10 protein-coding genes are annotated in these 12,345 nt (G+C 66.8%); 4 read left to right on the top strand and 6 right to left on the bottom strand.

Annotated features, from left to right (window positions below; all coding sequences use genetic code 11):
• Positions 1–309: 309 nt before the first annotated feature.
• Positions 310–1,776, bottom strand: a complete 1,467-nt coding sequence (locus tag F9C11_RS29845) for a recombinase family protein (protein WP_409180674.1) — start codon at positions 1,774–1,776, stop codon at positions 310–312.
• Positions 1,777–2,314: 538 nt separating this feature from the next.
• Between F9C11_RS29845 and F9C11_RS29850 the strand changes: the two genes are divergently transcribed.
• From F9C11_RS29850 to F9C11_RS29865, 4 genes are read left to right on the top strand one after another with little or no spacing between them, the layout of a single operon-like run.
• Positions 2,315–2,845, top strand: coding sequence for a DUF1778 domain-containing protein (locus F9C11_RS29850; RefSeq protein WP_409180675.1), 531 nt, complete (start codon positions 2,315–2,317; stop codon positions 2,843–2,845).
• A 39-nt stretch (positions 2,846–2,884) separates the two neighbouring features.
• Positions 2,885–3,736, top strand: a complete 852-nt coding sequence (locus F9C11_RS29855) for a DUF4097 family beta strand repeat-containing protein (RefSeq protein WP_409180676.1) — start codon at positions 2,885–2,887, stop codon at positions 3,734–3,736.
• Between the two features lie 27 nt (positions 3,737–3,763).
• Positions 3,764–4,726 (top strand): ATP-binding cassette domain-containing protein, encoded by a 963-nt coding sequence (locus tag F9C11_RS29860; protein WP_409180677.1) that lies wholly within the window; start codon positions 3,764–3,766, stop codon positions 4,724–4,726.
• Positions 4,723–5,538, top strand: coding sequence for an ABC transporter permease (locus tag F9C11_RS29865; protein ID WP_409180678.1), 816 nt, complete (start codon positions 4,723–4,725; stop codon positions 5,536–5,538). Before F9C11_RS29860 ends, F9C11_RS29865 begins: the two co-directional genes overlap by 4 nt.
• Positions 5,539–5,597: 59 nt before the next feature.
• Here the strand turns inward: F9C11_RS29865 and F9C11_RS29870 are convergent, their stop codons facing one another.
• The 5 genes from F9C11_RS29870 to F9C11_RS29890 all read right to left on the bottom strand — a co-directional run bounded on the left by F9C11_RS29870 (position 5,598) and on the right by F9C11_RS29890 (position 12,325).
• On the bottom strand, positions 5,598–7,472 hold the full coding sequence (locus F9C11_RS29870; RefSeq protein ID WP_409180679.1) for a radical SAM protein: 1,875 nt from the start codon (positions 7,470–7,472) through the stop codon (positions 5,598–5,600).
• A 112-nt stretch (positions 7,473–7,584) separates the two neighbouring features.
• Positions 7,585–8,538, bottom strand: a complete 954-nt coding sequence (locus F9C11_RS29875) for an aldo/keto reductase (RefSeq protein ID WP_409180680.1) — start codon at positions 8,536–8,538, stop codon at positions 7,585–7,587.
• A 10-nt stretch (positions 8,539–8,548) separates the two neighbouring features.
• Complete coding sequence (locus F9C11_RS29880; RefSeq protein WP_409180681.1) at positions 8,549–9,688, bottom strand: NAD(P)/FAD-dependent oxidoreductase; 1,140 nt, start codon at positions 9,686–9,688, stop codon at positions 8,549–8,551.
• Between the two features lie 35 nt (positions 9,689–9,723).
• Entirely contained in the window at positions 9,724–11,091 is a 1,368-nt protein-coding gene (locus tag F9C11_RS29885) for a cytochrome P450 (protein WP_409180682.1), read from the bottom strand.
• Between the two features lie 46 nt (positions 11,092–11,137).
• Positions 11,138–12,325 (bottom strand): cytochrome P450, encoded by a 1,188-nt coding sequence (locus F9C11_RS29890; protein WP_409180683.1) that lies wholly within the window; start codon positions 12,323–12,325, stop codon positions 11,138–11,140.
• Positions 12,326–12,345: the final 20 nt, after the last annotated feature.

A 12,345-nucleotide genomic window follows, 5' to 3' on the forward strand; every position in this document is an offset into this window, starting at 1 on the left:
TTCGAAACACCCGGCCCGCGTTCTGCACATGCGGCGAGTAGTGCTGACACAGCAGGTTCGGATGAACGCGATCTGCAAACCAATTCCAGCCCTGAAAGGGGTACCAATCCCAGCTTGCGTCGCATCGCCGATCGACACTGCTTCTGCCACATGGACACGCGTCCGTTGCATGGGTGCCACAGCCGCGTGTTCAAATCCGCGTTGAGCACGCGTTCGCGGGAAATATCCCAGCCCGGAGCAGCAAGCGGCAGTCTCGTCAGCGAGTCTCGCTTTCGGGTTGCCACGCTGCGCGGATCAAGGGCTCGGACGTCAACTGGTCAGCTTCAAGCGTGTGGTTAGTGTGCAGCTCGCCCCTCGGACACACACGTTAGACACACGGGGAGAGGCGGTCACTACGACCGCCTCTTTTTCATTGTCATAGATCAGCTGCACCCCGAGGTCCCGGTAGACCCGCGTGATTCGCTCCGGCGTCCGTGAGTTCAGTGCCCGCGCTACGTCGTCCATCGAATCCAGCCGCGCGTACACCTCCGCCGCCTCGATGACCGTCGCCTTCGGCAAGTGCTGCAACTCGGCGCGAGCTGCCTCCCGCTCCGCCTGCGCCGTGTTGATCGCCTCGACCACCGCGGCCGGATCCACACCTGCTTCGATCGTCGTCGGATGTCGGCGCAGCCGCGACTCCGCGTCAGCCAGCCGCTTCTCAACCGCCTCTCTGCCGGTCGAGTGCGTCCCACCCTGCGAAGCCACCAGCGCGGCGACCGTCTCATCCCGGTTCGCCGGGTCGAACACCTGACACAGCCAGCCGTTCAACGACGGCATCACGAGGTCCTTCCGCAGATTGACCGTCTTCGGATGGCTTTCCAGCGCGGGTGATCCCGGTGCCAGTGTTCGGGCTATGCCCCGGTAGTAGACCGCCTGCCGTATCGGCGCGCCCTGCATCTTCCTCCCGCAGATCTCGCAGCGGATCAGACCTTTCAGCAGGTAGATGTTCTTTGCCGCAGGACGGTCCCGCTCCAGCTTCGCAATACCGCGCATCCCGCCAGCCCCACGCGACCGCCGCAGCAACTGCGCCTGCGCGAACGTCTCGACCGACACGATCTCCGGATGAGACTGCCGCCGGGACCGGACCACCGTGCCCGGATCCGACTTCCGGAACCGCACGACGTAACCAGCGCTCACATCATCCGGATTCAGCAAACGCTCATGCTTCGTCCACCGTCCGAAGACCGCATAGCCCGTGTACCGGGGATTTTCCAGGATCGCACGGACAGTCGAGCCCTGCCAGCCATCCCCCTGCCGGTGCCGGTTCTGCTCCGGCCGCACCTTCGACGGACACGGGATGCCGTCCTGGTTCAGCCCCCGGGCGATCACCCGGTCGCCCACGCCTGCCAAGTACTCGGCGAACATCCGGCGCACCACGTCCGCCGCAGGCTCATCGATTTCCAGGACCCGCGGGCGAAACCCCTCAGCCGCCTTCCGCGGATTCGGATGCGGGCCGCCGTCCACCACTCGGTACCCGTACGGTGCCCTGCCGCCCTGATGCCGCCCCTCGTTGATCACCTGCGCATCCATCGCCGACCGGACGCGCGCCTGAACGTGCTGACGTTCCGACTCACTCATCCCACCGAGGACGCTCATCAGCATCTTGTGCGACGGGTTGCGTGCATCGAACTTCCCGCCCAGTTCCGGAACCCACAGGTCAACCCCGTAAGCCGCGAAGCGCGGAGCAATCAGCGAGAACTGGTTCCCGAACCAGCACCGCATCCCCTCGCCGACCACAACTCCGGTCCACTCTCGCCGCGCGGATCCTTGAGCGCGGCCAACAACTGCGCACCCGCATCCCGTCGCTCCCACGGCACCGAACGCGACTGGCCAACGTCGAAGTACTGCGCAGCTACCTCTCCTCCGAGCGGGCCAACGAAATTCGTGGCGTTCCGCAGATCCGCGAGACCGGCGAGGGTTGCACCACGGTGAATCATGCTCACTAGCGACGATCTGCGGGTACTCCCGGCGACGTCTCGGCTGGGCACGGTCCGACGTGTCGCTCTACCGGTCCGCCCGGTTGCACCACGCCCGCTACTAGAAAACGCACCCGCAGGAAACTTCAGCCCGGGCGGTACGGAGTTGCCCGTTGGAAGAGGCCGACACCGCCCCCTGACGACCGGCCGTCCTTCCTAAAACACCTGGCTGCCACGGCCGCGCTACTCAACGTACGCGAGTAGCGAAGCCCAGGACGCGCCACCGAACTACTCGCTATGGCGCCAAAAAGCTCTCGATTCAGCTTGCCGTGACGCCACACGTGCGCCATCATGGCACCATGGATCTGAGCGTGTATGTAGATCGTCTCGGTCGCGAGTTCGCGGGGCTTGTCGCGGCTGATGACGACGACATTCTCGCCCTTCTTGAGCGCCGGAAGACGCCCTTGGAATCCCTGATCAGACTTGTCCTGCTGGACCTGCTCACCACCGCCGCGAGCGAGATCACCCGCGATTTGGCGCCAGGATCGGTCGAGTTGCGCCTGCGCGGGAGCAGTCCGGAGTTCGTCATCACTCCGCCGGCACCCGAATCAGGCCCTGCGGACCCAGCCGGTCACGACTTCGCCGACGATCGCCCGCCGTCGCCCAGTCCCGTTCCGGCGGGCCTCGAGGACACCGGGATGGCCCGGATCAACTTCCGCACCTCGGACCAGCTCAAAGCCCTGATCGACGAGGCGGCCGCCAAGGAGGGCAGTTCGGTCAACGCATGGCTGATCCGAGTGGTTTCGGCTGCGCTGCAGCGCGACCGCGCTCCGCAGCCCGACCGACGCAGCACCCGCGCCCCGCAACGCAGGACGGGCTGGGTTCGCTAGCCCAGCTTCCAACCGCCAGTACACCGGGAAAGGACAGCCGTGCCCACATTCGACACACCCGAGCCGATCACCGTAATGATCGAACTGGGGGTCGGTTCAGTGCACATCGCCGCGAGCGACCGGACCGACACCGTAGTCGACCTGCACCCGACGAATGAGTCGGACAGATCCGACGTTAATGCGGCCAAGAACACCCGTGTCGACTACAACGAAGGCTGTCTCGTGGTGAAGGTGCCGAAACAGCATGTCCTCGACTTCACAAGCAGGACCAAATCGGTCGACGTTTCGATCTCGGTGCCGACCGGCTCGCGGGTGCAGGGCACCGCAGCGGTGGCCGACCTGCACTGCACCGGCCAACTCGGGGAATGCCGGTACAAGGCTTCCAACGGCCATATCCACCTCGAGACCGCGGGTCCGGTGCATCTCGACACGACGGCCGGCAACATACGAGTCGACCACGTCGCCGGGCGCGCAGACGTCACGTCCGGCACCGGATGGGTCAACATCGGCACGATCGACGGTCCAGCGGTAGTCAAAACCTCCAACGGCGACGCTGAGATCGGTACGGTCTCCGACGAGGCGGTTCTGCGCGCCGCCAACGGCAGTATTTCCGTCAACCGCGCCCTCGGCGATCGGGTCGAAGCCCGGACCGCGAACGGCAGCGTCCGCATCGGCGAGACCGTCCGCGGTTCTGTGGTGATGCGGACCTCGTCCGGCAACCTCGAGGTCGGCATCGCCGAAGGCACCGCGGCGCTTCTCGACGTCAACACCGGCTACGGCCGGCTGAATACCCTCCTGGACAGCTCGGCCTCAGGCCCCGGGGACGCCGCCGAGACCGTCGAAGTTCGCGCACAGACCCAGTTCGGAGACATCACGATACGGCGTGCCTGACCAGTCCCGACGCCCGGAAGGAGTCCCATGACGACCCAGCAGCACCGATCGGCGATCACGACAAGCGGCTTGCGGAAGTCTTACGGCGACCATGCTGTGCTCGACGGGCTGGATCTCGACGTCCCGGAAGGGACTGTCTTTTCCCTGCTCGGCGCCAACGGCGCCGGCAAGACCACCACGATCAAGATCCTCTCCACCCTCATCAAAGCCGACAGCGGTACGGCCGCAGTCGACGGGCACGACGTAGCCACTGACCCCGACGCGGTCCGCGCCGCAATCGGCGTAACCGGACAGTTCTCCGCGGTGGACAACCTGTTCACCGGCGAGGAGAACATGTTGCTCATGGCTGACTTGAACCACCTCGGCCGGGCGAAGGGCCGCCGTCGGGTCGCCGAACTGCTCGAGCAGTTCGACCTGGTCGAGGAGAGCCGGAAGCCCGCCGCGACCTATTCCGGCGGCATGCGCCGTCGGCTCGACCTCGCGATGACCCTGGTCGGCGATCCGAGGGTGATCTTCCTCGACGAGCCGACGACCGGACTGGACCCGCGCAGCAGGCGCGGCGTGTGGAAGATCGTGCGCGAACTCGTCGCCCGCCGCGTCACGATTTTCCTGACCACGCAGTACCTCGAAGAGGCGGACGAGCTCGCGGACCAGATCGCGGTTCTGGACCACGGACGGTTGATCGCCCAAGGAACCTCGGAAGACCTGAAGCGCCGGATTCCCGGCGGCCACGTCCGGCTGCAATTCGCCGACGTGCGAGAGCTGGACCTGGCCGCGAACGTCCTGCGACACGCGGTCCGCCGGGACGAAGCCCTCTCACTGCAAGTGCCGACGGACGGGAGCGTCCAGTCTCTGAAGGGCCTGCTCGACCGCCTGGACGTCCATTCGGTCACCGTCGACGGGCTGACGGTACACACCCCGGACCTCGACGACGTCTTCCTCGCACTTACCGGCACGGCCAAGGGCGGAACCGAGGAGGTCTCCCTATGACGCCCCAGTCCTACGTCCTGACTGACTCACTCACCATGCTGCGCCGCAACCTTCGGCGGATGATCCGGTACCCGACGATGATCGTGATGGTCATCGGGATGCCGGTCATCTTCCTGCTGCTGTTCGTCTACGTATTCGGCGGCACGCTCGGCGCGGGCCTCGGCACCGGTTCGCACGAGCAGTTCAGCGGCCAGGCGGGCGGCCGCGCCGCATATGTCAACTACGTCTCCCCCGCGATCATGCTGATGACCGTGACCGCGGTCGTCCAAGGGACGGCGACCTCGGTCGCGACCGACATGACCGAAGGCATCATCGCCCGGTTCCGGACTATGTCCATCGCCCGCGTGTCGGTGCTGACCGGCCATGTCCTGGGCAGCCTGATCCAGGTGGTGCTCGGCGTGGCGGTCGTGACCGGAATCGAACTTCTGATCGGCTTCCGGCCGACAGCGGGACTCGGCGGCTGGCTCGGTGCGACCGGGATCCTGCTGGCGGCGGCGTTCGCGCTCATCTGGCTGTCAGTCGCGCTCGGACAGGCGAGCAACAGCGTCGAGACCGCCAGCAACCTCCCGCTCCCGATGATGCTGCTGATCTTCCTCGGCAGCGGATTCGTCCCCACCGACTCGATGCCGGCGGGCCTGCGGTGGTTCGCCGAGTACCAGCCGTTCACTCCGATCATGGAAACGCTGCGGCATCTGCTCGCCGGAGAACCGGCAGGCAGCACCGCGATCATCGCGCTCGGCTGGTGCGTGGCGATCCTGCTCGGCGGCTACTTCTGGTCACGGAAGCTGTTCAACCGCGAGTATTCCGGCTAGCCCGCTCCCCTGGTGCCTGCTTCGCCGCCCGGCCACGACGGGGCAGGCACCGCTACGCGTCACCTGGCAGTCGGATGCGGTCCCCACACGGGGGTGAGGTCGGCCACCCGCTGGATCATCGCAAAGCAGTACAGCGAGTTGTGGTCGAAGCTCTGCAATGGCATATGCGGATGCTGCGATCGCATGTGATCCACTCGGATGCGGCCGTCCGGGAGCCCTTCGTCGGAGAGCAGCTCGCGAAGCCGCGCGGAGAGTTCGAGGGAGTACCCACGCCCGCTGGCCTCCTGGACGGTCAGGGACTCGAACGGATAGTCGAACTTCTCCAGCGCAGTATTGCTGTACACGTAGGGTCGGTTGACGAGATCCGCCTCGAACAGCGCCCGCGCCGCAGGGTCGTCCCACCAGGCCTGAGTGCGGACGAACGCGGCGAGGTCGGCGGTGAAAGCCGCCCTGTGCTGGTGAAGGGCCGCGTGCACGAAGCTGCCGTAGTTGCCCAGGTCGTAGTAACGGGCCTCCCGGATGGAATCCTCCACCAACTGCGCGACCGGCGAGTCCGGGCGCTGCTCGCGCCAGAACTTCGCCAGCGCGGTGTAGAGCTCCGGAAAAGTGGTTGCCTTCGCCTGCCGGACCAGATACCGGCTGAGGTAGTAGAGACACCGGGTGTTCTCGGTCGAGTGGACCGCGTAGTAGAAGCGCATCCCGTCCGCGAAGTCGGCCCGCGTCGCTTCACGAGTCGCGACCACGACCCGAGCCTCGGCCACGTCGCCGCCCGCCTCACGGGTCTCCAGGCCGAGTTCGTCCTGATGGTGGTAAATCGGTGTGTTGTTCAGCACGAGGTGCGGGTAGGTGACGATGGTGGAGTGCGCGGGCTGCTCCAGCAGGTAGCCGATGCCCTCCTTGAACGAGGTCAAGGTCTCGCCGGGCAGCGGCCAGATAAGCTCGATGTAGGAACTGAGCCCGCGTTGGTGTATGTCGCGCTGGATCTCCTGGTAAGCCTCGAGCTTGATGTTCTTGCGGGCCACCGCTTTCAAGGTCTCCGGCGAGAGCGTCTGGAGCGAGATCGGCTGTGTCGTCACCAGATCCGCGCCTTGCAGGATGCCGGTGATCTCGGTGACCGCACGCGGCTTGTTCTTCGCGGCGGAGAATGTGACCACGTTGGGCAGCCCGTACTCCCGGGCGCAGTCGGCGATGTGCCGGGACAACTCGACATCGCGGCTCAACATGCCCCAGTTAGCGTCGGCGATGTAGAGGTTCACGACTCCGTTGCGGGCCATCCAGGTCAGTTCGTCGCGGACGCGATCCTCGTCGAAGCGGTACACCCGGTCGTTGGTCGCCGCCCCCCAGTAGCAATACCCGCAGTGGTACGGGCAGCCCCGGTTGGTCTCGATGATCGCCATGCTGTACTCGGGGTCGATCGCACCGGTCAGGAACGGGGACGGGATCGAGTCCAGGTCGCTGATCCGCGCCCGTTTCCCGGTGGTCACCAACTCGCCGCCGCGGTAGAAACTCAGCCCGTCGACCTTCGTCAGATCGGGGTCGGGCTCGGTCAGCTCCCGCAGGTACTCGGTGAACGTGATCTCGCCTTCCCCGTTGCAGACAGCCACGTTCTCGTCGTGCACGTCGATGTACTTCGCGGCGTGATTCATGACCTGCGGTCCACCGACGATGACTTTCGCGTCCGGCACGTGACGGCGCAAGGTCTGCAGAACCGACCGGACCAGCCGCGAATTCCAGATGTAGGCGGACAGGGCGTAGACGTCGGCGTCGGCTTTCACCAGGTCTTCGAGGATGCCTTCCCGGGACGCCCGGACGGTCGTCGTGTAAGTGCCGAATTCGTATTCTTTCCGCACGACCGGGTCGGTGGCAGCGTAGGCGCGCAGGTACCCGGAAACCAGCGGGGTGATGCGCTCTACTGCCGAGAACTCCACGGTCATCACCGATTTCATGACTGCCTCGCAAGTGGTTTCGGGCCCCGGGAGGCAGTCCCGGATGCCGGGTGGATGGTGCCGTGGTGTCCTGGCGGCAGGACATCACGCCGCCGGCGGCCTACCACGTGTAGGCCTCCGGAGCAGGCCCGCCGGGGCCGGGGAACAGCTCGTCGAGCCGCCGCAGCGACTCGGCATCCAGCTCGGTCTCGAACGCGCGCAAGGCGGCGTCGAGGTGAGAGATCGTCCGGGGGCCGACGATCGGCCCGGTCACGCCGGGCCGGGACAGCAGCCAGGCCAGCGCGACCTCGGCCGGTCCGGAGCCCAGCCCGTCGCACATCGCTTCGAATGCCGCGATCACCGTCCGGTATCTCTCCAGGTTCGCACCGATGACCTCGGTGCGCAGGGAGTTCCGGCGCAGGATGCCGCCGAGCAGTCCCCCGGCGAGCGGGCTCCACGGGATCATCCCGATGCCGTAGTCCTGGCAGGCTGGCAGCACCTCGAGCTCCACGGTCCGGTTGAGCAGGTTGTAGAAAGACTGTTCGGAGACGAGGCCGGAAAAGTGCCGCCGAACGGCTGCTTCCTGCGCCTTGACGAGATGCCACGCGGCGAAATTCGACGAACCGGCGTAGAGGATCTTCCCTTGCGCCCGAAGCACCTCCATCGCCTCCCATATTTCCTCGAAGGGAGTGCTCCGGTCCACATGGTGCATCTGGTAGAGGTCGAGATAGTCGGTCCGCAACCGCTTAAGCGAAGCTTCGCAGGCCCGCCGGATGTGCAGCGCGGACAGGCGGCCTTCGTTCGGCCAGTCGCCCATGTCTCCGTAGAGCTTGGTCGCGAGAACCGTCCGTTCCCGGCGCCCGCCGCCGGCGGCGAACCAGTTTCCGATGATCGTTTCCGTCCCGCCGTTGGCACCGTAGACGTCCGCCGTGTCGAAGAAGTTGATCCCGTGCTCGTGAGCTCGATCCATGAGAGCGCGGGCGTCGGCCTCCGGTGTATTCCAGCCGAAGTTCAGCGTGCCGAGCACCAGACGGCTGACCGAAAGGCCACTGCGGCCCAGATTCGCGTACTCCATGTCCTGTCCCCTATCCGGTCTCCGCGAGCAGGTCGATCAGCTCGGGGGTCACGAACTCGTCGATCGGGCACACCCCGGAAAGCGCGGAGAAATAGCGGTCGGTCAGCGCGGAACTGCGTGCGATCGCCCGGAGCAGCGCCAGTTGGTCCCCGGAGATCGAGAGGCGAGCCGTAGCGAGCGTCGTCTGGTAGCCAGGCGTCAGCAACGCAGTCCGTTCCCGGGCGAACCGGGCGAGCGCGGACCGGAGCGCGGCGGGGTCGGCGAGTTGCTCGCCGATGCAGTCGGCGAGCAACTGTGCCTGCTGGAAGGCATCAGTGATCCCCCGCGCAGTGATGGAATCCTTATGGTGCCCGGAATCCCCGACCAACACCCAGCCGGGGCCCGCCGCCTGGCGGAAGAAGTTGCGTTGATCGCCGGTGCCGCGCAAGGGTTCGAGACGACGGCCCGCCGCCATTTGCTCGCGCACCTCCGGTGCGGTCTGCTCGACGGCGCGCAGCAACGCGCCGAGGCCGTCTCCGCGCACCCGCGCGAAGCTGTCCTGCGGGAAGTAGGCGCCCACCAGGGTCGCACCGTCGCCGGTCGGAATGGTGCCCACCCAACTCCCGCGAGTCTCGTACAGGCGGAACCTCTGCGGCAGCGAGGACCAGAAAACGTAATACGCGCACGAGAGTTTCGGGTCTTCGCGATCGATCGTCGCGCCCGCCTTGGCCGCCACGGTGGATCGCATGCCGTCCGCACCGACGACCAGGCAGCACCGCTCGGTGTGGTCGGCGGTGCCTGACCGAACCCGCACCCCGGCCACCCGGCCGTCGTCGAACACCAGGTCGTGCACCCGGGCGCCGTCGCGGAATTCCGCGCCCGCCGCGACGGCGGCTCGCACCAGAATCGAATCGAGCAGATGCCGGCGCGGCGCATACGCGGCTGCCTCCCCGGCCACCGGCCAGGAACGCCCCTCGAGCCGCACCCCGTCCGCGGTGTAGCTGATCCCCTCGATCGGCGGGCACCCAGTCGCGACAACCGCGGGCAGAACTCCCCAGCGGCTCAGCAACGCGGTGCCCGGCTGATGAATGTACAAAGTGGACAACGTATCCCGGGGAAACCGCTCGCGTTCGAGCAGCAGGACCCGGTACCCGGCGCGTGCAAGCAGCATCGCGACCGGGGCCCCGCCGCAGCGGGCGCCCACTACTATGACGTCGTACACTCGGCGGCCTGACTGCTCGTACGCAGCGGCAGCGTCCACACCCCGGTGAAATCGGGCGACGGGATCATCTCCGGAACCCCGTCCGGGTCGACTCCCAACTCGGGAAAGCGGTCGAACAGGGCGTTCATCGCGATGCGCCCTTCGAGGCGCGCCAGGGAGCCGCCGAGGCACGCGTGGATGCCACGGCCGAAACCGAGGTGGGCGTTGGGTGTGCGGCCCGCGTCGTAGCGGTCCGGGTCGGGGAACTGGCGCGGGTCCCGGTTCGCTGCCGCCAGCCACACCTCCAGCATCTGGTCCTTCGGGATCCGCACGCCGCCGAGGTCGACGTCGATGTTCGTGCCCCGGTACGCGGACGCGAGCGGAGTCATGCAGCGTAGCGATTCTTCGAGCGCCGACGGAATCAGCGAGCGGTCCGTGCGGACCTGCTCCCGTTCTGCAGGATTGGCTTCCAGGCACAGGATCGTATTGCCCAGAAGCATCGTCGTGGTTACATGGCCGGCGAAGGTCAGCAGGCCGGCGAAGTTGACGATCTGGTTGTCCCGCAGTCGCTCCCCGTCGACGTCCGCCTCGGTGAGGTGCGTCAGCAGGTCGTCTTTCGGATGCTTCCGGCGGTCGGCGATGTGTTCCAGGAGGTAGTCGTGCATCTGCCGCTGGCTCTCCCGCTGTGCGGCGATCGACCGGGTCTGCTCGCCGTCGTCATCGGTCGTCTTGACCTGGGCACGTGCGGCCATGCCCTCGTCCGCCCACTTCTTGAACAGGAAGCGGTCCTCCCGCGGCGTGCCGAGCAGGTCGCCGATGACGATCATCGGCAGCGGATACGCGAACGCCTCGTTGAGTTCGAACCGGTCGGCGGCGATCTCGTCGAGCAACTCGCGCGCCACCTCGGCGATGCGCGGCTCGAGACTGCTCACGACCCTCGGCGTGAACGCCCTGCTGACCAGCGTGCGCAACTGGTGGTGCTCGGGCGGATCCGCTTGTGTCAGGTTGCCGTCGAAGTCCCATTGGTCGGCGCCGGGCACGAACCGCCGGGCCACGTCGGAGGTGTAGACAGCAGGGTCGTTGAGGATCGCGAGCGCTTCGGGGTATCCATAGACATGCCACATGCCCGTTTCTTCGTCGAACTCGACGGCCTGCTCCGGCCGTTCCCCGCGCATCCACGAGTGGCGGGGGTTGAAGCCCCATCCGCCGGCAGTGCTGGTCATCCGATTGCCTGCCTTTCGCACAAACAGTTGTTCCGGTCGTTCACCCCGGCCGCCGGACAGGACTTCCAGGCGGCGGTCACGCGTCCTCCTCGGCCGGCCCGCAGCCCGCTTTCCTGCCCGCGCTCGTCCATGGCCGAGCCGCTCCGCCAAGCCCCGCGGCTCGATAGCTTCATGGCGGCTCTTCTCGGGCTCGGCATCACGCGGTGCGCACCACCAGGTCGGTGACCCCGATCACGAACGGCAACGGCAGGAAGACTGGGGGTTCCCCTGGGTCGACGCGCAGTTCGCGGTACCGGTCCAGCAGTTCATTCAGCACGATCCGGCCCTCGATCCGGGCCAGCGGAGCGCCGAGGCAGAAATGGATGCCGCGGCTGAACGCCAGGTGCGGATTGGGGTCGCGCGCCGGGTCGAACTCGTGCGGGCGGTCGAACTGACGCGGGTCGCGGTTGCAGGCGCCGAGCCAGTTCATCACCAGCCGGTCCGGCCCCACGGCGAGCCCGCCGATCTCGACGTCCCGGGTGGTCGCTCGAGCCGCCATCGCACCTGGGGCGAGATAGCGCAAGGTCTCTTCGAAGACACCCGGCACCAGGGACCGGTCCGCACGCACGCGGGCGGCGACCTCGGGATGCGCGTCGAGGCACAGCACCGCGTTGCCGAGCACCGCGCTCGTCGTCGCGTGCCCGACCACGATCAAGTCCTTGAGAAACGTGACGATCTGCCGGTCGGTCACCCGCTCGCCGTCGACGTCGGCGTGGATCAGGTCGCCGATGAGGTCCGCTCGCGGGCTTTTGCGCCGATCGGCGACCAGTTCGGCCAGATAGTCGAGCATCTCCGGCACCCGCCGCTGCGCGGCCGCGATGTCGACGTCCTCGTCTCCGTCGAACAACCCGCTCGCGCTGCGAGCCATCCGGTCGACCCACTCCCGGAACAGCGACAGGTCGTCGGTCGGCACGCCGAGGATCTCGCAAATGACGATAACCGGCAGCGGGTAGGTCAACGACTCGACCAGGTCGAGCCGGTCGCTTCCGCCTGCCTCGTCGAGCAAGTTCCGGGTCAGCTCCGCGATGCGCGGCGCCAGCCGGGTGATCATCGAGGGCGTGAAGGCGTGGCCGACGAGCTTGCGCATCCGGGTGTGCTCCGGCGGGTCCACTCCGAGCAGGCTGCCGTCGCGGTCCTCCTTCCCCGTGAGTGCCTGGTCTCCCTCCATCAGCCGGTCGACGTCGTTGGAAAACGCCTCCGGATCGGTCAGGACCGCGGACGCTTCCGGATAGCCGTAGACGTTCACGATCCCGTCCTCGCCCTCCTGGACGACGTGTTCCGGCTGCCGCCCGCGCAGCCAGATGTGGTCAGGCTGGATGTTCCACCGGTCGGCCAGGGTCGTCATCGCGGGAAGTCCGTTTCTGT

It is taken from the genome of Amycolatopsis sp. VS8301801F10, from assembly GCF_046195355.1.
In the GTDB taxonomy this organism is placed as follows: Bacteria; Actinomycetota; Actinomycetes; order Mycobacteriales; family Pseudonocardiaceae; genus Amycolatopsis.